Below are 21,394 nucleotides of genomic sequence, written 5' to 3'. Positions count from 1 at the left end.
TCAAAGTCCTGATGTATGTCTTGAGGGGGTATGTCGCGGAGCCCTCGGCGGTTCCGTGAGGGAGCTCAGGCCCCGCGGCGCCAAGCCTTGGCTCCTCGCCCTCCATCTCGCTCCGCTCCTCGGAGCATGTCCGCGCTTGGCGCTCTGTCATGAAGCTGGCCTCCAGGTGCCAGGCATCGTCGCGATCGCGGACGTCCCCGATCGATCCCGCCTCGCGAAGAAGGGCATTGAACTCGGCGCTCAGGTCGACGTTCTCAGTGCTCTTCCTGCCGACAGCCTTCTCGTAGTTGAAGGCCCCATCCCAGCTCTGGCACGCCACAAGAGGAATGACCGGTGTCTGCGAAAGCATTCTGCGCAACGTCGTGCTGATGGCGCGTCGCGTGACCTATCAGATCCTTGATGGGCCGGACGGGCGGTTCACCGTCGCTGCGACCATGAAGCCTGACAAGACGGTGTTCCGGACGGGCTTTACGACCCTGGCCGAGGCTGAGGACTGGGTTGAAGACCTGAGAGTGATCATGGCGGCCGTGGGTGCGCCCGTGAGCCTCGCGCTTCCGGAGCATCCCAGCCCTCTTCCCGTGGATGTGCTGCTCGCCTTGGTGCGCAAGCACTAGCCTGAGCCGGCAGGTGCACCGGCGCGTCGAAGTGGGCGAGTTCGCCGCCTGCCTATTCGCTCGCGACCCACTGCCGACTGGCGTATGCTCGGCGCAAGTAGGAGAAGGTACCCTTGTACAAGGTAATAGGCACGGATGCCTCTGGCCGCACGCTAACGTTCGCATGCGGCACGGACGAGCAGGCTTTAGATAAGGTCCGGGAGTTAGAGGGTCGAGGTTTTCGCGACATCTCGGTTGTAGACCCCATAGGCCAACAAAAGAACGCTGCTGCCTTCGAGCGCTCACTTGGTTGGGAACTGTAACGGCATGCCCGGTACCCCTACCTTTGGCGAGTTCTACAAGCTCAAGCGGGTCACGGTCGAGCGTGCAGCGATTGGGCCAAGCTCAACCAAAGTGAACGACGCCACGCCCGCCCAACCCCATAGAGAGCGCGTGTCGTTGCGCGCGGCCTTCGACCGAGACCCCGTAAGGCATGTGCAGTGGCACCAGCGGGTCGGATAGCGGTGCCCGAGCCTGTCCATCCGGCCCGCTGCCCCTCCCGCCCGCCGACTCCTGAGGCTACGGTGCCGGCATGCCTGACACCCCCACGATCGGCGAGCTGTTCAAGCTCAAGCAGGTCACCGACGCCGAGCTGAATGCCGCCGTCGCGGACTATCTGAACGATCCCACGCCCGGCACGCGGCTGATCGCGAAGGGCGTGGCGATCGATATCGCAGCTGCCGTGACGAGCCACGAGTACGCCAGCGACATCCTCTCTGATCCCGACATCAGCGCGCGTGCCCGCCGCATGGTCGTGCGGACCGCAATCCTGCTGGCACGGCCGGCGTGAGCTATGATGCGGCGCCGGGGCCGGGGGGGCTTGCCGATGTCGATCATCTACGATGAGGAGTGGCTGCCGAGCCTGGACGGTACGCACACGAAGCGGATCTACCGGGACGGGGACCCCCTCGCGATTGGCCGTGTCCGTCTGTGGCAGAACGGCGAAGAAGGCGAGCTGACCCGCGAATGGTTCACCGCCGAGAGATGGTCAACGGGCCGCTACGTGCCACTTGAGGGCGAGCACGCCAACTTCCTCGAAGCCGCGGGCCGGATCGTCTTCTACACCGCCACTCACTGACCCAGGCCTCATGATCGAACCTACCGCCGATCCCACCCAGCTCGATATCCTCGCCCGCGAGATCCACGAGATCACCCGGCTCAACATCCAGAGCTGCCCGGCATGGGAGGACCTGGACCTGAGCGACACCTATGAGCGCGCGTTCAGGGATCTCGCCTATGCGCGAGCGCGCGACCTGATCGCGATGAGCGAGATGGGGGAGCACTGAAAGCGCAACCATAATGGGAAGGCTGCGCGAAAGCTTCAATCATCCTGGCTCTCTCAGCGAAAATCAGCTTTTCGCGCGTGCGATCTCCTGCCGAAACGTCTCTTGCTGTTGCTCGTGACGCTCTATGATCGTTCGCACGAACGGCTCGGCAGACCGATCGCACCACCGATCGAGACGGCGGTTCTCCTCATCTGCCGATGAATGAGCCAATGCACGAACCTCGGACACGGCAGCGTTTCTCGCAGCGGCAGCGGCGCTTAGAAGCACCGTCCGCGCGTGTGCCGGCGAAAGGCCTGCCAACACGCTGCCGCGAACGCGCTCGGAGAACGCCTCTACCGCCGGAAAGCCTCCAACCTCGGAGGCGAAGTCTGGATCACGGCTTTGGCAGGCAGATGCGAACTGGTGCGCCATCAGAGCTGGGATGAGCAGCCGAGCCAGCCGCTCCACGTCTGCGCTCAGGGCACCGAACACGCTCGAGGAGAGCAGGAGCGCTGCTATCACTAGTCGGGCTTGGCCGCGCATGTGCGTTCCTCCCGTAACCTCAATAGCGGATGGTCGCGCGGAGCCCGAACACGGCGGCGTTCTTCACGCGCCCGAGCTCCGGAAAGCGCGGGTTGGTGACGCCCCCGCTCGGCTTGAACACGTATTGAACGTCTGGCTGGATCGTCACGCCGGGGCCGAGCACAGCCTGGTAGGTGGCCTCCAGCACTGCTTCCGCGCTCCGCCGCGGTTGCGGCAGGCCGGAGAACTGGATGGCGTCCACGTCCGCCTGTCGAGCGCTTCGCGAGACGCGCGAGAGCGCGAAGGCGAGGCCGAGTGTGTCGTCGGAGCGGCCCGGGAACAATCCCTTGTAGGCGATCCCGGCATCCAGGTAGAGGTCGAGCAGGTTGCGGTCCGCGGGTGCGCCGGACAGGCGCAGGAACACGCTGGCGCCGTCGTTGGGATCGTCCGGCTCGCGGTAGATCGTCTGATCGATGATCCCGTAGACGCCGCTGTTGCCCCGGAAGCGGCGGGCGACACCGGTCGATGCGGGATCGGCCAGCGCGCGCCCGGCATCGTCGCGGTCGAGGGAGGCGAAGCGGCCGAAATGGTGCCAGCCGCCGAGCGTCACCGTGCCGGGCTCACCGCCGGATCCCTTGTCGATGTTGTAGGCGTACGAGATCTCGGCGATGGCGAGCGGCGGGTCGGTCAGGCGGAAGTTGGTGCCGGTGCGGTTGCGCCGCTGCGGATCAGGCTGGACGCCGAGCCGGTCGGGCCCAGCGGGGTCGCCGTCGTAGACGCCGGCCTGGAACGAGAGGTTGCGGTTCGGCACGTACTTGATCCGGGCCCCGGGCGTCGCGAGCGGGTAGATCGGGCCGCCGCTCGGCAGGATCACCGCCATGATGTTGGGCCAGCCGAAGGTCGAGTTGATGAACAGCGTGCCGGTCTGGCTGACAGCGAACTCTGTATCGGTGGCGAGCTGGCCGATCCGCAGGGCGAGCTGACCATCGAACAGCTTCTGCTCGAACCACGCCTCATAGAGGCGGGTGGACGGCAGCGCCTCGATGGCGCTCACCGTGATGAAATTGTCGACGTAGTAGCGCGACAGGCCGGTGCCGTGGATCTGGTAGGCGTTGGCGTGGATCGCCGCGCCGGTCCAGCCGGCGAGCTTCTCCAGATCCATGTCGACCTGCACGTCGAGGCGGCCCTCGGCGATGGCGCCGCGCCGCGCGCCGCCGGTGGCGTTGCCGAGCACCTCGCCGATATAGGTCAGGCTGTACTCGATGCCCTTGGTCTTGAGGAAGGCGCGGTAGCCGCCCGGGTCGCCCGCGGGCCCGAGCTGGTCGGCGATGGAGGTGTTGAGGTTGGCCGAGGGCTTGGCGGAGGTGTCCGGCTGGGCCACCGAGGTCTGCGGGTCGCCGCCGGCGCCGAAGGGCGAGCCGATGGCGATCCCCTCCCCGGCGATCCGGGCGGCGTCCTCGGACGAGGGCTGCGCCTCGACATCCGCCGCGCCCAGCGCCAGTCCGAGTGCGAAGCCGATCCTGATCCGCACGTTGCCGCTCCCTCAGCCTCACCCATCGCCCTAGCACGGCGGCACGGCAGCTGGGAGCGGGCGGGGCGCCTCAGACCCGGTCATTCATCCCGGCGTATTGGTAGAGTGTGCCTCATAATTGAGTGATGACCGCGTGCACCAGCTAATATTTCGGGCGAGGGTGCGGTGCGGCTGGCGTGGGGTGTTGAGGAGCCGGAAAGCGAACAGCCATTCGGCATGCGCGAGGGACCAGCTTGATGTTGTGATCCACGTTGACGCCCAGACCTCGCCGCCGAGGTATGCCCTTCAGACAGGAGGATTCATGCCTCGCTACTACTTCGACGTGCAACACGACGGCAAGGTGCAGACTGAGGAGCGGCGCAGAGCATGCCGGGCCCCGGCTCGTGCCGTTTATCGGGCTGGCCAGTCCGGGCGAGATCCGCGCCGACGGTGCGATCGTGCGCGGGGCGCAGAACCTGCCGGGCAACTGGGAGGCATCGGACTTCAACCTGCCGAAACGGGTGCGTGCTGCCCTCCCGATGGTTGGCGGGGCGGCAACAACGGTGGTGATGCACAACGATGCGGTGGTGCAGGGCCTAAGCGAGGTTCCCTTCCAGCGCAACGTCGCCCGCTGGGGCGTGCTCACCATCGGGACGGGCCTCGGTAACGCCCGGTTCGCATCCGCGAGCGGCGCCGTGGATCGATAGTCCTCTGGAGATTAGGCGGTCCGCGCGGATCCTACCAGTAGAGTTGCAGCCGGAACTCGGCGATATCCGCTTCGATCCGCTGGCCACCCACGACTGGCGAGCCATCCGCGGTGGCATGCGTGTAGTTGGCCATCAGCCTGATGTTTCTGTCTGGATACCAGTTCACGCCCGCCGTCCAGTCGCGCTCGACGCCTCCGGCAATCCCGCCATCCTTGAGGTTCAGGATGCTGTAGCGCGCCGCAAGTTCGAAAACGCCAATGCCGCCCCGGCTCACTCGCTCCGTCTCACCAACCTGGACCCCTTTGAAGATCGCCACATCGGTGCCGTAGTCCGTGTTAAGCGCGTAGCGACGGCCCTTGCCGTTGATCACCCAGGCGCCTTCCACGTAGCCGCCCTCGAATGTGGCGCCTGACAGCGCGCCACTGCGACCAACGTCGGCGCGGATGTACTCGCCCTGCACACGTAACGGCCCATTCTGGTAGGCCACCTCGGCCCCGAAGCGGGTGAGGTTGTTGGCATTGCGGATGGTGCTGGTGTTGATCAGCGTGGTCTGGAAGATGAACTCCTCCGGCTTTGATGAGAATGAGAGGCTGCGATCGTTCTGGTCGTAGGACCGGAAGCTGCCGGCGACGCCGAGGTGGAGCACCTCGGACTCACTCAGAATCGGTGCGTAGGTGGCACGCACCGTCCCAGCGATACCGCCGAGTTCGACGCCGGTGTTGATGTTGCCCCCGAATACGCCGCCCGCGAGGGTCCAGCGGTCGCCATAGCCAGCAACCGCAAAGCCCGTGTTGCGAGCCGGAACGAGGGAGTCGGGGAGCGCGCGCTCCACGAAGGTGGTGTTGTTGTCGCTGATCAGCTGCTGGAGGCTGAAGGGCTCCTTGAAGTTGCCGAGCGATACGACCAGCCCCTTGATGCCGTGGTAGCCGATGGCAGCGTCCTGAATCGGCGTGCGGTCCGTGTTCAGGTCGTACTGGAAGGCGAGTTCGACGGCGTTGTTGATGGTCAGGTAGGTCTCGATCCAGGCACGCCGGACTTCGATGTTGGAGCCGAACCCGTCTGGGATGCGCGGGTTGGTACCGCCGAAGCCGGGATCGAGCTGCAGCCGGCCCCCGATGCGGAACCGCACAGCATCGTCAGGAGACTTCACGGTGATGCCCCTCTCGTCGAGGGTGACGCCAGGGACGCCGAGATCGGCTTGGACGAAGCGGGGCAGGGTCTGAGCGGATGCTCCCGCATCAGCTGCGAACCCAGAATGAGCCCAGCCCGCCAGCGCGGCAAGGCCGATTGCGGTGCCGGCTAACCATCTCTGGTGTATACGGAAATCGCGCTTCATGACGGCTCGCCTTCCCGAAACTCACAGTGCCGGACCATCTGCCTTCGCACCTGCGCAGTCATCCCTCACAATCGCGTATGACAGCTGATCCTGAGTAGCTGCGGCTTGCGGGTGACATCCAGCAGGGTGCATCGCCACAAGGGAACCAAGGAGCCTCCGGGCAGTCCTGGATGGATCACTGAGCTAACGAGGGAAATCGCGCCGAGCCAGCCGGAGCAGGCCGTCTGCCCCCACGTTTCGACGACCCTGATGCAGCATACCAGGCCGCAGCTGTGTGATGACGGCTCTCGTTGTACTGCCGCCGCCACGCCTCGATCGTGCCCCTGGTGTCCGCCTCCAGAATGGGAGTTTGTGTCGCCTTCGGAAGGGAGGGCGCGAGGGTCAGTGCTCCCGGTGCGCCCGCCCTTGGACCGACTGCTCGCGCTCGATCTTGTCCAGCAGCTCGGTCTGGCGCCGGTTCTCCTCCCGCATGATCCGCACGCACTCGGCGATGCGACCCTGGTACTCGGTGCACTGCCGGAGCATGTCCCGGATCTCGCGCTGGATATCGAGCAGCGCGGCCGGGCCCTGGAAGTGCAGCATCGCGTCCCCGATCGTGCCGGGGGCGGGCGGCGGCACCTCGGCCTTGTCGCGGTTGGCCCGCAGCACCATCGCCACGCAGGTCAGCGCGACGATCCCGCCGACGATCACCTGGAGCGCCGGCATGGAGGAGAGCAGCGGAAGCAGGGCAATCAGGTGCTCCATGTCAGCGTACCTGCTCCAGGGCTGTCAGCGCCTTGCCCAGGCGGGACTGGCGGTCCACCGCATCGAGGCGGGCCACGTAGCAGCTGATCGCCTCGAACAGCGTCAGCGTCCCGAAGACCGGGATCACGAACGATGGCGCTTCCGAGCGGAAGGCATCCACCACCAGGGCCAGCGTGAGTTGCGCCATGACCAGCGCCCCGAACCCGGCGCAGACCGCCCGGACGTTGGCGCCGTTGGGCCGGATCATGCCGTTGTTGATGTGCCCGTTGAGGTAGAGGGCGGTGGCGCGCAGCACGCCCACCGTGCCGAAGAAGAACGCCATGCTGCCCTCGCTGAAGCCGAGGTCGGCGATCGGCTTCAGCGAGGCCCGCTCCATCGTATCGCCCGGCAGCGCGAGCGTCAGGGCGATCAGCAGCATCATCACCGCCATCGCCCACTCGAACAGGCGGTGCGAGCTGTACGGCCCCGCGGGATGCGCGGCCGAGGGGGAGGCGATCGGGAGCAGCATGGCGGCCGTCCTCACTTCGTCCGTGCGGGCAGGCTCGCCAGGACCGGCTCCAGTACCTTCGCGGCCGAGGCGTTCTCGTCGAGGTGCAGCGCCCGGAAGATGCGCGCCGCGATCTCGGCCGGGCCGCCCACAGCGTCGATGATCCACTTCGGGGTGCTGTCCACGGCACGCTGCAGCGCCACGGCAAGCACGCGCGAGCCCACCGGGACGGAGAGCTTGCCGTCCTTGGTGGCGCCCTCGACGGCGTTGATGCCGTAGTCCACGGCGGTCTGGATGGTCGCCTCGATCCGCTTCTGGCTGATGAAGAGGGTCAGCCACGGCGCGACCTTGCCGAGGGCAGCTGAGGCGACACCGGCCAGGATGGTGACCGCCACCGAAGCCACGGAGGGCATCAGCGCTGCGAGCCACGCGCCCCACGGAATCTCGACGGTGGTTCCGCCGACCTCGGCGGCTGTGGCGGCCGTGGCGGGCAGGACGAGGGCGATGAGGAGCGCCAGCGCCGTTCCGAGGACCGGAAGGCGGTACGCGAGCGCGACGATCGCCGCCGCGCCCAGGGCGCAGGTGCTGATCAGCACGAGGCCGAGCGCGAGGCCGGGCGCGCCGGGGCCGGCTCGAAAGGTGAAATCGGCCACGGGCAGCACAGCGCCGGCATGTGCGGGGGCGATGACGCAGGCGAGCGCCAGCGCCGCGAGCGAGAGCTTGCGGATCATGGGGGTGTCCTGATTGTGAGGAGATGCGCGGCGGGCCCGGCCGGCTCGGGGATGGTGCGCCGGGATACCCGCCGGGCTCGGGAGAGGGTCAGGCGGCGAGCGGCTTGCCGCAGCTCGGGCAGGTGGGCACCGCGGGCGGGGCTGCGATCATGCCGAGGGCCACCTTGCGCACGCCGGCCACGCGGGACGTCCAGCCCTTGCCGAAACTCGGCCACGTCGAGAGCGCTCGAAGGAACGCGATGCGCGCATCGCAGAGCGAGCCAATCAGCTTCTGCCGGTCCTGCCCACCGACAGCCTTCAGCGTGAGCGGGCCGATGTGGCCGTCATCCGCCACGCCGACCAGCCGCTGCAGCGCGATCGCCGCCCGGGCCGGACCCGAGTTCACGGCCCAATCGAAGGCGGCATAGTCCAGCCCGGCCGGCAGGTCGTCGCCGCGCACCACGTCCCAGTAACGGCTGCGGTAGAGCGGTGCGACGCTTACCGGCGTGAGCGCCCGGACCTCGGCCCGGGTGGCGGGCCGGCCGAGCGCGGCCGAGAGCGTGCCGATGGTCACGCCGAGGTTGGTGGGCCCGCCGGGATCGTCGGGGTGGTCGACGTAGCCTCCCTCATGCGCGAGGACGAGCGCGAGCGCCCGGTCGAACGACGACGCGGTCATGATGGTCTCCGATTGTCAGGGGTCAGAGGGTCACGAGATCTCGGCCGCCGGCCCATCAAGGGCAGCGGTCATGGGGATCTGCGATACGGGGGAGAGATATGCTTAGGCCGGCTGAGGCGCGGCCCCGATCCTTACGGGTAAAAGCGCAATCAGCTTGACCATGTGAATGGCTGCTGAGGGTGGGGTCCGGACTTCGGTGTCGAGGCCAAAAGCAGACGCATCAGCGGAGCGAAGCCGTCGCGACAAACGCTTGCTGAGGAAATGTAAGCTTGCCACCGGCCAGCATTGAGGGATGGAGGCGAGAAGCGGCGTCGTCAGCTATCGACGCCAACAAATTTTCACGTTCGCGCGCGTCCTTATCTTTCAACAACGCAGCCATCGGGGTCGCCGTTAGCTGAAATCGAACGTAGTCTAAAATCGACGGGAACGTGATATGCTTGGAAACAGTGGCAATTTCTACAACGTCGAACCCGACCTGCTTTAGCCAACTGCCGACCTCCTGCGCATCGCAGGAGAGATGCTCCGCACGCTTGGTTCGTGACGCTCCTGGCCCGAGAAATGTGTCTAGCGCTTGCACAAAGGCGTGCGCTACCGGCGTGTGCTCAATCGCGCTGTAGACGCTCACTCCCGCTCGTCCGCCCGATTTGAGAACTCGCACCATTTCCTCAAGCGCCAACCGTCGATCAGAAAAAAATTGTAGCCCGAGTTGGCAAATCACCACGTCGAAACTGTTTGTGTTAAACGGCAGTTCTGAAGCGCTGCCCTCGATCCATTCGATTGCTGCAGATTTCAAACGTGCAATCCCGAGCATCGCTTTATTGACGTCAATGCCAACCAGCCTTCCGACATGCCCGCGCTGCTCTGCCAGCCTAACCACAACGCCCGTACCACAAGCAATGTCGAGTACGCTGTCGCTGCGCCGTAGCATAATTCGGCCAAGAAGATCATCAGCCCATATCGAGGTAATGGCTGGCACGAGATAGCGCTCATACAACTCCGGCGCGCTGGCATCCATTTGCCAATGTTCATGAGCCGACATGAGCTAATCCTATTGCATCTCGGCATTAAAATGCAGGCCGTTGCCGACTTGGATGTTGCGCGATCGGGTGAGCGACAGCAAGCGGGGCCATTGGCGTCCGTTTCGACCTGAAAAATTGATCATGTTCCAATCGGACCGCCATGAAGCGGACGTTGCGAATTTCTGCAACGTGTCGGCAGCGGCCCCTCGCGGAGGGTATCAAGCGTCAGATTTGGACCACTAGCGCGGATCACGGACTAATATTTGTTTGCGCTCACAGCTATGAATTAAATGGATTAGTACTTAAGATAGCTTGTGCTGGCTAGTGCATGTTCCCGTCATCGTCCTTGATCTCCCAAGAGCCGAGGGTTTTCCCATAGCGGATGGAGGGCAGCATGCACCGAACTGTCACGTTTATATTTTGTGCTCTAGTGTTATCCGCAAGTGATGCTTGGGCGAGCGACGTTGCCTCAAAAATCATTGCTGATAATTTGTTGGTCAGAGTCGCAGATAAGCCGCCCGTGAGGACGCTTTGCGGTCCAATCAGCAACAGGGTTTACTTTAGGGACATGGTGCCGAGAGGTCTTGGCATAAAACAAATCATATTGAAGCGGGATCGGGACGAGGTCTCAGCTTGGAAAATAGCAGTTTGGGATGAAGATAGATATTATTATCAGGAATGGGATCCTTTTTGGATGCCAAATAATAAAGATACTAAAATAAAAATCAGAGTTCTTAGAAATGAATTGCGCGATGGAATTCCCGGAAAGAGAATTGGGTTCTACCTTGAGAGATACTGGTTGCACGAGGGCGGTACATACGAGTTTCAACGGGGGAAATTCGAATATAATTCCAATGATTTAAGAAGCGCATCCCGGCTTTATTTTCACCATTTCTCCTATTGTACCGACCCAGATCCGAATACGACTGTCGAGTTTCGTTTCACAAATTCAGAGGAGGAGCCGGATTAGTGAAATACAGCTGCTGAATAAACTTACCGTTCGTTGATGCGCTCGCGCCGCCTTTACTAGTGGTCCAAACCTGACGCTTGATACCCGCTCGCGAGGTCCGCTCGGGGTGGTGGGCGGACTTCGACCTCTCATCCGGAAGCGGAAGTTCCGCTTCGCTACGAAGTTGCTGCTCACGAACCCGGTTTCTGGTCGGGAACGATCAGCAGGACGACGAGGATGAAGGCCGGCACGAGCACACTCCAGAAGGACAAGGCGGCAACACCGAACGCCCCTGCGAGTGCGCCTGCCGCGAACGCCAGCACGGCGGACAGCGTGCGCCGCAGCCGGGTGCTGACCTGCTCACTGAGCCTCGCCCCGCACAGGCGGTCGGTGAGATCGATCACGGCCTGCGTGACGTTCACGGTCATCACGGTCGTCGCCGCCAAGTGGCCGATCACCAGACGCCCGATCCCGTTCTGGATACCCATCGCGGCGACCCCGAGCATGCCGACGCCGATTGCCTTAGCGCCATCCGGTGAGCCGAGCGGTGACATGGCCGCACCCGCAATAGCAAAGGTGATCAGGACGGAAGCTTCGAGTGCCAGCAAGGGGCGAAGCGGCGACGATCCTCTCCGCTCAAGGGCCAGGGCGATCAGGCGCGTGATGGCGACAGACACGACGAAGATTGGTAGGGCAAGCAGCTTCGCGAGGACGCCGGTCGAGGTAGAGATCAACTCCGCGCCAATCAGGACGAAGTTGCCGGTGACATGGGCCGTGAAGAGGCCAGTCAGAGCAATGAAGGCGGCGGCGTCCACGAAGCCGGCTACGAAGGCGAGCCCGGAACCAATCGCGGTGTCTCTAGCAGTGTGCGCGGACACGATGCATCGGCCTCCTCAGCGCCCAACCCGATTATAGGCTTCATCCACCAAGCGGCTGGAAAGCGGACCTTCCGAGGGGCCGCAAAAGGTCGGAAGCAGCCCCCCCCTCGCGCGGTCGAGCGGCCCGAGTTTTGATCCTAGACCTGTTCCTCGACCGCGGCCGTCGCGATGGTCTCGCGCTCAGCCTGGATCGCATCGAGCTGAGCTTCCAGCGCGTCGGCGCGTTCGACTGCGGCGTCACGCTCCTGGCGGGCCGTGGCGAGTTCGGCGGCCAGGGCATCCCGTCCGACCATCGCGGCCGTCGCGAGATCTCCGATCACCACGTCCAAGGGGAAGCCGGCCGCCTGCGCCTTCTCGGGTGTGAGGGGGCCGCTCGACACGAACTGCGGCTCGCTGCCGGGCAGGCTGACATACTGGCCGATGACCACGTGCCACGCGGGCAACTCGGGATCGCCCGGAGGCCGTCCGCGGAACAGGAACTCGTACAGGAACGGATCGCTCATCGATCTCCCCTCAGGCTGCGATTGCAGTGTCGTCGGACGTGCGGCGCCAGGAGCCGCCGGAGTAGTAGGCTGCCACACCCGTCCCGGCGCCGGCGGCCTCGCCGTTCTTCCTGGCGTTGCTCACGTAGATCATCATGCCGGCGGTCCCGGCCGGCACCGTCGCGACCGTGTACGAGCCGAGCTGCAGGGTGGTGCCGACCGACACGCCGGCCGTCGCCGCGATAGCGCCGACGACGTCGACCGCCACCACGGGGTTCGACTTGTTGAAGCCGACCTTGCCCGTGTAATCCATACGCACGCCGGCCGCGCTGGCCGACCATGGAGCGATCACGAAGCCCTTGGCCGTGTTGCTATCGACGGCGCTGCCGTAGAAGAAGATGCCCTGGTCATCCACCTGCGAGAGCGCGTTGTAGGCGCTGTTGGTGAGCCAGGAGTGGATCTCGATCTTGCTGGTCTTGCCCGAGCCCTGGAGACGGAAGCCGGTCAAGGCGGCCGGGATGATGTGGTTCACCGTCCCTTGCATCCGGGTATCGCCGGTGACGGTGAGATCCGTCAGCGTGGTGCGACCGGTCGCGCGGTTGATGGACAGGGGCTCATCGACGCCCGCGCCCGCATCGCTGTAGCGGCTGATGCGGAAGTCGCTGCCGGCGTTGGACCCGCTCTCGGCGCCGGTGCTGATATTGATCGACCACCGGTTCGCGCCGGCGGACTGGAACCAGAGGGCCCGGGTGGTGGCGGCAGGTTTGCTGATGGCCAGATCGGTGACCGTCGTGCGCCCCGAGGAGCGCTCGATGACAAGGGGCCGGTCGAGCAGCGAGGCGGCATCGGAGTAGCGGCTGATTCGGAAATCGCTGGCGGCGTTAGAGCCGGCCTCGGCCTCCTCGCTAAGGCTGAGCGACCACCGGTGCGAACCCCCGGACTGGAACCAGAACACCCGAGGGGTCGCGGCCGGCTTGCTGAGGGCCATCTCGGTGAAGGTGGTGCGGGCGTTCGCGCGATCGATGGTCAGCGGGGTGTCGATGAAGGCTCCGGCATCGCTGTAGCGGGCGATGTTGAAGTTCGAGCCCGCATTCGATCCGGTCTCCGCCGCCGGACTGGCCCCGGCTGTCCAGCGGGTTGTGCCGTTGGACTGGTAGATCACCCGGCGGTCATTCCCCGCGGCCTGATTGATCGCCAGCTCGATCACCCCGGTGCGCCCGCTTGCGCGATCGATGTAGAGAGGATCCCCTAAGGTGCTGCCGTCGTCGGCGAAGCGGCTGATGCGGAAGTTGGATCCCGCATTGCCTCCGCTCTCGGCCGTGTTGTTGATGTAGATCGTCCAGCGGTTCACGCTGTCGGATCTGAAGTAAATCGTCCGGAAACTCCCGGCCGCGCCGTCGAGAGTGTATGAACCGACCGCGCTAATCGACCCGGTGAAGCTGGCGGAACCCGCGTAGAAGGTCAGGTTGCCTCGGCCGACCGTTGCATTCCCGCCCGAGCCAAGGATCCGCGCGTCGTAGTCGGTGTTATTGCCGCTGGAGTGGAAGTCGATGAACGGAGTGGAGGCGGTACCATCTGTGCGGCCGACTTCGAGGGTGCGAAAAGATACATTGCTGGCCGCACCAAGTCCGATCGCGGTGGCTGCCGCAGCCGCACTCGCCGCGCTCAACAGCGCCTTGCCGGTGACCGTGGCAGAGTTCACCGCCTGCGGCGTGGCAAGCACCTGCTGATAGATCGCCGCCGCGTCCGCCTTGCTCTGCGCTGCTGCCGCGGCGTCGGCGTCGGCCGCGGCTGCCGCAGCCACGGCATCGTCCCGGGAGGCCCGCGCTTCCTCGGTGATCGTCGGGGTGAGGACGAGCGCCTGCCCGGTGCTCCAGTCGGTGGGGAGGCCGAAGTTGGCGAGCTTGGTGTAGAGGGTCCACACCGCGTCGGGCTCGATCGCGAGATACAGGAACCCGACCGGCTGCCCGTTGTAGTCGTCGCGCTCCGCCAGTGTGCCGGCGGCGTCCCACTTGATCGGCCCGGCCTCCATCTTGTCGAGGAGGTCGTTGATCCGCCGGGCGACGGTCCCCGCCGACGTCCAGTAGGGACCGCAGTTGTTGATCCGCCAGTCCAGGCGCCCGACGACGTCAGGCCCCGGCCACGGGTACTTGAGCCGTAGCTCGCTGGTCGAGACCTGAAACTCGATCGGCACCGCCATGTTGCCGACGTGCAGGATGTCCCACTCGGCGGCCTTGAACGCCGTAACCGCACCGGAGACGACAAGAGATCCCGTCGCGATGGAGATCGAGTTATCGGGATTGGCCATGGTCGCTTAGGGCTCCGGTGACAGGTTCTCTCGGCCCGCGCTTAAGAGGCGGCCGGCGGCGTGGGCTCCTGGCCCTGCATCTCGTAGCTGAAGTCCACGTTCGGGACGGTCAGCGTCAGGTTGATCTGGCCAGCGGAGAACTGCGGGCCGGCGATCATCACCGGGACCGCGGCGCCGCCGCCCATCTTCACCGCCACAACCTGCCCGTTCGCGTTCTGGATCAAGGTCACAGGGTTCTTCTCAGCCATGGGTCTCTCCATTCGTGGGCTTGCGGTAGCGCGCCTTGATGTCCGCGCACCGGTGGACAACCGCCATGGCATCAGGCGGCAGGACGATGCCCTGCGCTTCGAGCGCCAGGGCAATCTTCGAAAGGGCGTCGAGCTGATCGCCGACCGAGGGGTACTCGGCGAGGCGGTGATCGGCGTAGGAGGTCGCGTGGTGGATGACGGTCTCAGGCACCGGGCATCTCCACCGTGAACTCGCCGGGCGTGTGCGGCGCGCTGATCACGCGCACGCGGTAGGAGCCCGGGTGCTCGAACGAGAGGGTCAGGTCCGCCGGGCTCGCGATCCGGTAGACCCGGGGCGCGTCGTAGAGCGGGACTGACACCTCGACATTGCACGGGATCGGCAGGTTGCGGAGCGTGTGGCCGTCCAGGGTGGCCGGGCAGCTCGACTTCGTGCGCCGCCGCGGCTCCTCGCCGGAGAGGTCGATGTAGTGGGTATCGGGGCGACCGCTGGTCTGCAGGATGCGGCCGGTCTCGGCGCGCTCGGCCTCGATATGGCCCTTGGCCATGGAGCCGGAGCTGAGGATCGTCCCGTCGTCCGCATACCGGACGAAGGGAAGGATCTCGGTGAGGCTCGTGATAGAGGGGCCAATCATTTGTCGAGCACCAGGATCTCGAAATACATAGCCGATGGGACCGAACAGGTGTTTTCAGCCAAATACGTCCAAGTTCCGGCGCCGACAACTTGGAATGTCTGAAGGGGCGTGGGGCCGAAGTAAACCACGTTGCCCTCATAGGCGAAGGAGTTGTTCGTTCGAGCGACCAGCGTCCCGTCGTTCTGTCTGTAGATACTGAGCATTCCCGGATTGTAAGACCGCGGGTTCTGCGCGCCGCCGGTGCCATAGTTGAGAGCGGAGAGCTTGATGACGCTATCGGATGCGCGCGTGGTCACCGAGAGCTGTGAAGTCGCCTGCCCCGTGAGTTCGACGGCGATCTGCGAGATCGCCCGGTTCTGCATGTTCGAGGTGCCGACGATCAGGGTCCCGATCTGCGCCGTCCGGACGATGATGCTGTCACCTGCGAGCGCCCAGCCTTGAATGCTCTCCGAAACGAATAAGCTTCCGCTGATGCGGACGCTGTATTCGACAGCCCCATCCAGGCGACGGATGCCTTGGAAGACGAAGCCCCCGCTCTGCCCGTCGATGTAGCCCGTCACGCCCCACTGGACTTGCAGGCCGTTGATGGATGAGCCGTAGGTGGTCAGCGTCGAGGTGTGGCCGCCGACCGTGGAGGTCAGGGACGACGTCGTCTCCGCGACCGCGTTAAGACCGACCTCCGTGTTGTAGACCCGGGTGCTGAGGTTCGACGCCGTGGTCGCGACCGCGGTGATGTTGCTGTCGAGGGTGTTGGCCTTGCTGGACAGGAACGAGATGTCCTGCGCCTGCGAGAGGATGGTGGTGTCGTGGACCGACGTCACGGTCTGCAGGCTGTTGATGGCCTGCGCGTTGGTGGTGATCTGGCCGCCCTGTGTCGACGTCGTGCTCTCCAGGGCGCCGATACGATCGGCCTGCGAGGAGTTGACGCCTTCGGCGTTGGACACCCGCGTGGTGAGCCCGCTGATCGCGCTCGCGTTGGCGGAGATCTGCCCACCCTGTGTCGACAGGGTGGAGCTGAGGGCCGAGATATCCTTGCCTTGATTGACGATGATGCCGTCGTGGCTGTTGATCACGACCCACGCGTTGTTGACCGCCGTCGTGGTGGATGAGATCTGCCCACCCTGCGTCGATACCGTGCCCTGGAGCGTGGTGAGCGCCTGCCCCTGTGTCGTGATCTTGCCTTCGGCCGTCTCGGTGCGCGTGGTGAGGGACGAGACCGACGATGTGAGGCCGCTGATCTGGCCACCCTGCGTCGAGACGCTCGACTGCAGCGACGTGATCGCCTGCCCCTGAGAGGTGATCGTGTCGCCCTGCGACTTGAGGGAGTTCGTGTGGCCGCTGATCGTGCTCTCGGCCGTGTCGACGCGCGTGGTGAGGTTGCTGGTCGCGGTCGCGTTGCCGGAGATCTGCCCGGCCTGTGTCGACGCTGTCGACTGGAGCGCGGTGATCGCCTCGCTCTGAGACGTGATCTTGCCTTCGGCCGTGCCCACCCGGGTGGTGAGCGTGCCGAGCGCCGTGGAGGTGCCGGAGATCTGCCCGCCTTGCGTCGCCACTGTCGACTGGAGCGACGTGATGCTCTCGCCCTGAGAGGTGATCTTCCCTTCGGCCGCCTGTACACGCGTCGTGAGATTGGAGAGGCCGGTGGCGTTCCCCGAGATCTGCCCGCCCTGTGTGGAGACCGTGCTCTCCAGCGCGGTGGTGCGGTTCGACACCGCAGTGATGGAACCCGCGTTGGCGCTGACGTCCGTCTTGAGCTGGTCGATCGCCGTGCCCTGCGCGGTGATCGTGCCGCCTTGGGTGGTGACCTTGCCTTCGAGCACGGTGGTGCGGTCGGAAACGGCGGTGATCGCCGAGCCGTTCGCCGCAACCGACGTCGTGAGGTTGCCGATCGCCGTGGCCTGTCCGGTGATCAGGCCGCCCTGCGTCGACACCGTGTTCTGGAGCTGGGTGATCGCCGAGCTGTTCGAGGTGATGTTGTCCTCGGTGGCCTTCACTCGGGTTGTGAGCTGCTGCGTCGCGGTGGCCTGCCCGGAGATCGAGAGGTCGTTGGCGTCGATGCGCGAGCCGAGCGTGGTGATCGACTGCGCCTGCGAGATGAGCGCGCCCTCCGCGCTCGTGACCTGGGCGCTGATACCCTGGATCGCCGTCGCGTTGCCGACGATGCCGCCCTCGGCGGTGTCGAGCCGGACCGACAGCGCCGTCTGAACGGACGCCAGGGCGTCGTCCCGCGAGACGCTCGCGCGCTCGGTGCGCTCGATGGCCGCGAAGCTGCGACCGAGCTGCACCTTGGTGAGCTGGCGCTGCTCATAGGTGGTGGTGCGCTGCGTCGCGATCTCGGCCGCGAGCCGGTCGTAGGCGTCGGCGATCTGCCGTATGGCGTCGAACTGCGTGCCCTGGCCGATCTGGAGCGCGGTCCGGGTCATCTCCGCGGCGATCCGCCGGGCGCTCTCCGCGAGCGCGTTGGCATCGGCGCCGTGGTCGTTCGCGAGCGCCAGCGCCTCCTTCATCGCCGCGAGCGCGTCATCCATCGTGACTTGCCCGAGGGCGAGGGTGGCCTGCCCCTTGGCGTTGATGTCGGCGATCTCCTTCTGGAGCTGCGCCGTCATCTTCGCGTGGCTGACCGAGAAATCCTCGATCAGCTCGCCCTGGACGACCGGCGCCACCGTCGTGAAGGTGGTGGACACCCATTCGCCATGCAGGCCGGTGCGCCCGTAGGCCCGCGCCCGCACCGTGACCGGCTGCTCGGACTGCCGCATCGGCGCGCGGCCGCTCGAGGCCGGGCTCGTCGGCGAGATCGTCTCCCAGGTCACGCCGTTGTCGTAGGACAGCTCGACCTCATAGGTGCGCGCGCCGCGGGTGGGCGAGACGCCCCAGGCCACCTCGATCCCGGTCTCGATCCGGTAGCAGCGCGCGTGCAGTACCGAGATCTGCGGCACCAGCGGCTCGGCGAGGCTGTCCGCGTTGACCGGCGCGGGCGCGATCACGTCCTCGTCCAGCAGCTGCCAGACCCGGGCGTCGTCCCGCACCATCTCGATCCGCACGTGGTCGGCGTCGGACGGGATCGCCGAGCGGGCCACGTAGGTCTCTTGCAGCTCCACGAGCTCGCCCAGCACCACCGTGGTCGGGTCCTGGGTGTCGCGCGCCAGCACGGCGGAGAGCTGCATCCCGCTCTGCGCAGCCGCCGCGATCACGTCGTCCGGATGCAACTCCAGCCCGCGGGCGCCCTGGCCGCGCATGCGCAGGATGCCCCACTCGCGGCCGGCCCGGGTCCGGATGGAGCCGTAGCCCCAGGCGGTGGGCACGTTGGCGTCCACGTCGAGGGTGAGCAGGTTGCCGGCGGCCGAGGCGACGCCGTAGACCTGCTTGCCCTGCAAGAACCAGAGGTCGGAGAGGATGTGGTCGCCCGGGTAGACGAGGCGCCCGTCCCACTCCGTCGTGATCGCCCGCTCGGCGCCGCGGAACACGGCCACGGCCGCGAGCCACTTCGCGTGCTTGAGGGCGTGCACGCCATCCGTGATGCCGGCGACGCGGTAGCGCTTCGGCGTGCGCGAGGGTGGGCCGTAGCTGTAGCGGACCTCGTCCGGCCGGCGCGGATCGCCGTCGCGGTCGAACTCCACGATGACGTCGCCGCCCTCGACCTTGGTCTTGTAGGTCGCGCTCGCGCTGTCGCGCACGATCTGGCGGCGGGTGAGCACGTGGCGCGGCTCGGCCCGGCTCTCGTCGCGCACGAAGCTGTGCACGGCCCCGACCTTGATGGCGTCGGCCCGCATCGGCAGCAGGATCTGGCCCGCCGCCTCCCAGAACGAGGACACCTCCGGCAGGGCGCCGTCGTAGGTGTCGTTCGCGCTCAGCAGGTTGGCGTAATAGAGCGCCTTGTCGGCATCGACGCCCGAGGGGGCAGCGAGGCCGTAGCTCGCCCGCACGAGGTCGCAGTAGGCCCAAACCGCCTTGCGGGTCGGCTGCTCCGTCCACGTCGTGCCGTCCCACACCGGCAGGATCCGGGTCGCCTGGACGGTGATGTCCGAGTAGGCGGTGATGGTCAGGCCCGGGCCGGCCCGCACCCGGATCACCACCTCCGTCGTGAGCGGGCGGATACGGATGTCGTCCTCGAACGCCATCAGCGTGTCCCAGGTCACGTCGTTGACCTGGTTGATGTTGACGTTGGCGGGGTGGAGGTTCTGGCCGCGGACCTCGTAGGCGCCCTGCTCGGGCCAGCGGACGAGCGCGGTGCGCCGGAGCGGCGTGGTGGCGAGGACGAGGCCCTCGTCCTGGCGCACGATGTCGAAGGGCTCGCCGATCGGGTTGCCCGTGGTCGGATCGATCCGGCGGGCCTGGAACACGGCGCCGGCCGCGCCGGGCACCTGCCGGCCGGCGGAGGACTGCCGCTCGACCCGTGGGAACGTCCAGTTGACCTGCACTTGGTCGGTGGTCACGCCCTGCGGCTGGGCGCGGAACCAGGGTGTCCACTCGGGATTGCCGCCCGGGCGCGGCAGCTGCTGGCCCGCCACCGCGTCGCTCGACACGACGTCGCCGCTCGCCAGTGACGAGGGCTGCTCGTACAGGAACTCGATCGCGGTGCCAGAGGGGCCGGCGGTGGTGGTGCTGAAGGGCGGCTGGATCCCGCCGTCCTCGGTCCAGAACAGCGCATCGCCGACCTTAACCTGATGGATCTGGAACTTGCCCAGGCCGAGCGTCATCCGCTTGACCAGCACCATCGTGTCACCGTCGTAACCGATATAGTCCTTCTGGCTCAGCGGCGGAGCCGACCAGCAGGTGCCGTAGAGCAGCGGCTTGCGGGCGCCCGGGCGCGGGACGTTGCCGCCGCCGGTGAGGCTGTAGACCTCGCGCTCCTTGCGCGTCTTGGCGGCCGAGGAGGCCTGCGCGGCGATCGAGAGGCCGACGCCGCCGAGGACCATGCCGGCCTGGATCGCGAAGGACAGGGTGCCGGTGGCCGCACCCGGCAGGCCGAGGGCCGCGCCGGCCAGTGCGGGGGCAGCGTAGGGCGCGAGCGCAATCAGCGCGATGGAGGCGATGGCGAGGCCGATCGAGGCGAAGCCCTTGCCCATCGGTACGACCGTGATCAGCACCGTGTCGTTTGGGCCGACGAGGGTGTGCTTCCAGGCCGCGCGAAGGCGCACGGTGCGGTCGTTCGGCTGGTAGACGTCCGTGCCGCCGCGGTGGACCGACACGACGTAGCGCCGCCCGTCCGCCGGCTTGTGACGGGCCACGATCGTCGACAGGCGGCGGCGCCGGTTCGGCAAGCGAACCGGGGTGCCGCGGACCTTCCCGACGACGTTGGCGGTGACGACGAGGGTCATTCGTGGCCCTGTGCAGGGATCAGGTAGGTGAGCCGCCACCGCCGGGCCTGGACGATCTCCAGGGGCGGGTCGAGCACAACACCGTGCGGCTCGTCGGTGTGCAGGATCAGGCCGCCGTCATCGGCCAGCCACGTCCCGCAGTGCTCCTCTTTCCCAGGCCCACGGCCCATCAGGACCAGGGCACCATCGACCGGCGCGGCGATCTCGCGCCAGTTCGCGCGCTCGGGGTGGGTGGCGAGCACCCGCACCCGCTCGGGGACGTCCGCCACCAGCGCGGGATCCGCCGCCGGCAGCACGCGCCCGAACAAGGTCCACTGCGTGAGGCTCGCCAGCTGCCAGCAGTTCAGCGCGTCGCGGTCGTAGGGCCGGCCGCGCACGCTCCTCAGGAAGTCCGCCCGGGTCACGAGAACAGGCTCGGGTACTCGTCGCGGTCGAAGAAGGCGTGCGGCCCGGTCGGGACGTTCTGCTGCCGGCCATCCGGCCAGGACAGCGTGCCCTCGGCCTGCGCGGCCGTGACCTCGAAGGAGGTCAGCTCCAGCCCGGACAGCGTGTCGTCGTCGGGCCCGGTCACGTCGTCGAGGTGGCCTGGGAGCACCCGGTACTGCCGAAAGCTCACCAGCACCTCGGCGTCGTAGCCGACGGCGTTCTTGAGCAGGTCGTGCAGCAGGTCCGACACGTTGTCGATCTGGAGCTTGCCGTCCGTGGGTCCGTCCTCGTCGGCGCCGGGCCGGATCACCGCGAAGGCGCAGAGCAGGTGCGGGACCTTCGCGCCACCCTCCTCGATCGGCAGCCCGATGGTGTCGCCCGGGTCGCCGAGCGCACTGTCGATGTTGCACGCGAGGTAGATCGGGGCATCGAGCGAGGGATGGTCGATCTGCACCGTGTCGATGATCACGCCCTCCTCGTCGCCCGAGGCGTAGGCTTCTTGGAGCGCCAGTTTCAGCGTCACG

Annotated in this window: 22 protein-coding genes and 1 pseudogene; 6 read left to right on the top strand and 17 right to left on the bottom strand. The window is 66.3% G+C overall.

Translation table 11 applies throughout. From position 1 onward, the window contains the following. The first annotated feature begins 326 nt into the window (after window positions 1–326). From ACE101_RS22910 to ACE101_RS22895, 4 genes are all read left to right on the top strand, one after another. A complete protein-coding gene (locus tag ACE101_RS22910) occupies window positions 327–614 on the top strand; it encodes a hypothetical protein (RefSeq protein WP_379134532.1) in 288 nt (95 codons plus the stop codon). 571 nt (window positions 615–1,185) lie between these two features. After that, window positions 1,186–1,443 carry a hypothetical protein gene (locus tag ACE101_RS22905; protein WP_379134529.1) on the top strand — a complete coding sequence of 86 codons (258 nt, stop codon included), beginning with the start codon at window positions 1,186–1,188 and terminating at the stop codon, window positions 1,441–1,443. 36 nt (window positions 1,444–1,479) lie between these two features. Next, window positions 1,480–1,731 carry a hypothetical protein gene (locus tag ACE101_RS22900; RefSeq protein ID WP_379134526.1) on the top strand — a complete coding sequence of 84 codons (252 nt, stop codon included), beginning with the start codon at window positions 1,480–1,482 and terminating at the stop codon, window positions 1,729–1,731. Window positions 1,732–1,741: 10 nt separating this feature from the next. Further along, complete coding sequence (locus ACE101_RS22895) at window positions 1,742–1,939, top strand: hypothetical protein (RefSeq protein ID WP_379134523.1); 198 nt, start codon at window positions 1,742–1,744, stop codon at window positions 1,937–1,939. 63 nt (window positions 1,940–2,002) lie between these two features. On the opposite strand, the gene ACE101_RS22890 is transcribed toward ACE101_RS22895, so the two are convergent. Together ACE101_RS22890 and ACE101_RS22885 are read right to left on the bottom strand one after the other, a co-directional pair. Beyond that, window positions 2,003–2,461: a hypothetical protein gene (locus ACE101_RS22890; RefSeq protein WP_379134520.1), complete on the bottom strand. Its 459-nt coding sequence runs from the start codon at window positions 2,459–2,461 to the stop codon at window positions 2,003–2,005. A 19-nt stretch (window positions 2,462–2,480) separates the two neighbouring features. Beyond that, the gene (locus ACE101_RS22885) at window positions 2,481–3,971 is read right to left on the bottom strand and encodes a carbohydrate porin (protein ID WP_379134517.1); all 1,491 of its coding nucleotides are present in this window, start codon (window positions 3,969–3,971) and stop codon (window positions 2,481–2,483) included. A 359-nt stretch (window positions 3,972–4,330) separates the two neighbouring features. Here ACE101_RS22885 and ACE101_RS22880 point away from each other — a divergent pair. After that, a pseudogene (locus tag ACE101_RS22880) lies at window positions 4,331–4,657 on the top strand (ROK family protein); the annotation flags it as partial. Window positions 4,658–4,688: 31 nt separating this feature from the next. On the opposite strand, the gene ACE101_RS22875 reads toward ACE101_RS22880, so the two are convergent. The 6 genes from ACE101_RS22875 to ACE101_RS22850 form a co-directional block, all read right to left on the bottom strand. Beyond that, window positions 4,689–5,993: an OprO/OprP family phosphate-selective porin gene (locus ACE101_RS22875; protein ID WP_379134514.1), complete on the bottom strand. Its 1,305-nt coding sequence runs from the start codon at window positions 5,991–5,993 to the stop codon at window positions 4,689–4,691. A gap of 381 nt (window positions 5,994–6,374) precedes the next feature. After that, a complete protein-coding gene (locus ACE101_RS22870; protein WP_379134512.1) occupies window positions 6,375–6,737 on the bottom strand; it encodes a hypothetical protein in 363 nt (120 codons plus the stop codon). A gap of 1 nt (window position 6,738) precedes the next feature. Further along, window positions 6,739–7,245 (bottom strand): hypothetical protein, encoded by a 507-nt coding sequence (locus tag ACE101_RS22865; RefSeq protein ID WP_379134509.1) that lies wholly within the window; start codon window positions 7,243–7,245, stop codon window positions 6,739–6,741. Between the two features lie 11 nt (window positions 7,246–7,256). Further along, entirely contained in the window at window positions 7,257–7,955 is a 699-nt protein-coding gene (locus tag ACE101_RS22860) for a hypothetical protein (RefSeq protein WP_379134506.1), read from the bottom strand. A gap of 88 nt (window positions 7,956–8,043) precedes the next feature. Beyond that, window positions 8,044–8,610 (bottom strand): glycoside hydrolase family 108 protein, encoded by a 567-nt coding sequence (locus ACE101_RS22855; RefSeq protein WP_379134503.1) that lies wholly within the window; start codon window positions 8,608–8,610, stop codon window positions 8,044–8,046. 220 nt (window positions 8,611–8,830) lie between these two features. Beyond that, window positions 8,831–9,649, bottom strand: a complete 819-nt coding sequence (locus ACE101_RS22850; protein WP_379134500.1) for a class I SAM-dependent methyltransferase — start codon at window positions 9,647–9,649, stop codon at window positions 8,831–8,833. A 374-nt stretch (window positions 9,650–10,023) separates the two neighbouring features. Here ACE101_RS22850 and ACE101_RS22845 point away from each other — a divergent pair, with 374 nt between their 5' ends. Next, the gene (locus tag ACE101_RS22845; RefSeq protein ID WP_379134497.1) at window positions 10,024–10,599 is read left to right on the top strand and encodes a hypothetical protein; all 576 of its coding nucleotides are present in this window, start codon (window positions 10,024–10,026) and stop codon (window positions 10,597–10,599) included. 170 nt (window positions 10,600–10,769) lie between these two features. On the opposite strand, the gene ACE101_RS22840 is transcribed toward ACE101_RS22845, so the two are convergent. The 9 genes from ACE101_RS22840 to ACE101_RS22800 form a co-directional block, all read right to left on the bottom strand. After that, on the bottom strand, window positions 10,770–11,459 hold the full coding sequence (locus tag ACE101_RS22840) for a YoaK family protein (protein WP_379138862.1): 690 nt from the start codon (window positions 11,457–11,459) through the stop codon (window positions 10,770–10,772). A 134-nt stretch (window positions 11,460–11,593) separates the two neighbouring features. After that, complete coding sequence (locus ACE101_RS22835; RefSeq protein ID WP_379134495.1) at window positions 11,594–11,959, bottom strand: hypothetical protein; 366 nt, start codon at window positions 11,957–11,959, stop codon at window positions 11,594–11,596. Between the two features lie 10 nt (window positions 11,960–11,969). Further along, a complete protein-coding gene (locus tag ACE101_RS22830; RefSeq protein WP_379134492.1) occupies window positions 11,970–14,246 on the bottom strand; it encodes a hypothetical protein in 2,277 nt (758 codons plus the stop codon). Window positions 14,247–14,287: 41 nt separating this feature from the next. Then, window positions 14,288–14,494 (bottom strand): hypothetical protein, encoded by a 207-nt coding sequence (locus ACE101_RS22825; protein ID WP_379134489.1) that lies wholly within the window; start codon window positions 14,492–14,494, stop codon window positions 14,288–14,290. Continuing rightward, window positions 14,487–14,705 (bottom strand): hypothetical protein, encoded by a 219-nt coding sequence (locus tag ACE101_RS22820; RefSeq protein ID WP_379134486.1) that lies wholly within the window; start codon window positions 14,703–14,705, stop codon window positions 14,487–14,489. Before ACE101_RS22820 ends, ACE101_RS22825 begins: the two co-directional genes overlap by 8 nt. Further along, window positions 14,698–15,126, bottom strand: coding sequence for a hypothetical protein (locus ACE101_RS22815; protein ID WP_379134483.1), 429 nt, complete (start codon window positions 15,124–15,126; stop codon window positions 14,698–14,700). The genes ACE101_RS22820 and ACE101_RS22815 overlap by 8 nt, the downstream gene beginning before the upstream one ends. After that, entirely contained in the window at window positions 15,123–20,444 is a 5,322-nt protein-coding gene (locus ACE101_RS22810; RefSeq protein ID WP_379134480.1) for a host specificity factor TipJ family phage tail protein, read from the bottom strand. The genes ACE101_RS22815 and ACE101_RS22810 overlap by 4 nt, the downstream gene beginning before the upstream one ends. Beyond that, window positions 20,441–20,848, bottom strand: coding sequence for a glycoside hydrolase (locus tag ACE101_RS22805; RefSeq protein ID WP_379134477.1), 408 nt, complete (start codon window positions 20,846–20,848; stop codon window positions 20,441–20,443). Before ACE101_RS22805 ends, ACE101_RS22810 begins: the two co-directional genes overlap by 4 nt. Further along, a complete protein-coding gene (locus ACE101_RS22800; protein WP_379134474.1) occupies window positions 20,845–21,393 on the bottom strand; it encodes a DUF1833 family protein in 549 nt (182 codons plus the stop codon). The genes ACE101_RS22805 and ACE101_RS22800 overlap by 4 nt, the downstream gene beginning before the upstream one ends. Window position 21,394: the final 1 nt, after the last annotated feature.

The sequence above is a fragment of the Methylobacterium carpenticola genome, assembly GCF_042748905.1.
GTDB classification, from domain to species: domain Bacteria; phylum Pseudomonadota; class Alphaproteobacteria; order Rhizobiales; family Beijerinckiaceae; genus Methylobacterium; species Methylobacterium carpenticola.
Note: the sequence above shows the minus strand (reverse complement) of the source record. Positions and strands in the feature narration are given on the sequence as shown.

What these genes read in the sequence shown, in the direction of transcription:
- ACE101_RS22845 (WP_379134497.1), top strand. Translation starts at nt 10,024, where the DNA reads ATGCACCGAACTGTCACGTTTATATTTTGTGCTCTAGTGTTATCCGCA.
- ACE101_RS22810 (WP_379134480.1), bottom strand. Translation starts at nt 20,444, where the DNA reads ATGACCCTCGTCGTCACCGCCAACGTCGTCGGGAAGGTCCGCGGCACC.
- ACE101_RS22865 (WP_379134509.1), bottom strand. Translation starts at nt 7,245, where the DNA reads ATGCTGCTCCCGATCGCCTCCCCCTCGGCCGCGCATCCCGCGGGGCCG.
- ACE101_RS22855 (WP_379134503.1), bottom strand. Translation starts at nt 8,610, where the DNA reads ATGACCGCGTCGTCGTTCGACCGGGCGCTCGCGCTCGTCCTCGCGCAT.
- ACE101_RS22835 (WP_379134495.1), bottom strand. Translation starts at nt 11,959, where the DNA reads ATGAGCGATCCGTTCCTGTACGAGTTCCTGTTCCGCGGACGGCCTCCG.
- ACE101_RS22895 (WP_379134523.1), top strand. Translation starts at nt 1,742, where the DNA reads ATGATCGAACCTACCGCCGATCCCACCCAGCTCGATATCCTCGCCCGC.
- ACE101_RS22870 (WP_379134512.1), bottom strand. Translation starts at nt 6,737, where the DNA reads ATGGAGCACCTGATTGCCCTGCTTCCGCTGCTCTCCTCCATGCCGGCG.
- ACE101_RS22850 (WP_379134500.1), bottom strand. Translation starts at nt 9,649, where the DNA reads ATGTCGGCTCATGAACATTGGCAAATGGATGCCAGCGCGCCGGAGTTG.
- ACE101_RS22875 (WP_379134514.1), bottom strand. Translation starts at nt 5,993, where the DNA reads ATGAAGCGCGATTTCCGTATACACCAGAGATGGTTAGCCGGCACCGCA.
- ACE101_RS22830 (WP_379134492.1), bottom strand. Translation starts at nt 14,246, where the DNA reads ATGGCCAATCCCGATAACTCGATCTCCATCGCGACGGGATCTCTTGTC.
- ACE101_RS22815 (WP_379134483.1), bottom strand. Translation starts at nt 15,126, where the DNA reads ATGATTGGCCCCTCTATCACGAGCCTCACCGAGATCCTTCCCTTCGTC.
- ACE101_RS22825 (WP_379134489.1), bottom strand. Translation starts at nt 14,494, where the DNA reads ATGGCTGAGAAGAACCCTGTGACCTTGATCCAGAACGCGAACGGGCAG.
- ACE101_RS22860 (WP_379134506.1), bottom strand. Translation starts at nt 7,955, where the DNA reads ATGATCCGCAAGCTCTCGCTCGCGGCGCTGGCGCTCGCCTGCGTCATC.
- ACE101_RS22900 (WP_379134526.1), top strand. Translation starts at nt 1,480, where the DNA reads ATGTCGATCATCTACGATGAGGAGTGGCTGCCGAGCCTGGACGGTACG.
- ACE101_RS22890 (WP_379134520.1), bottom strand. Translation starts at nt 2,461, where the DNA reads ATGCGCGGCCAAGCCCGACTAGTGATAGCAGCGCTCCTGCTCTCCTCG.
- ACE101_RS22910 (WP_379134532.1), top strand. Translation starts at nt 327, where the DNA reads ATGACCGGTGTCTGCGAAAGCATTCTGCGCAACGTCGTGCTGATGGCG.
- ACE101_RS22905 (WP_379134529.1), top strand. Translation starts at nt 1,186, where the DNA reads ATGCCTGACACCCCCACGATCGGCGAGCTGTTCAAGCTCAAGCAGGTC.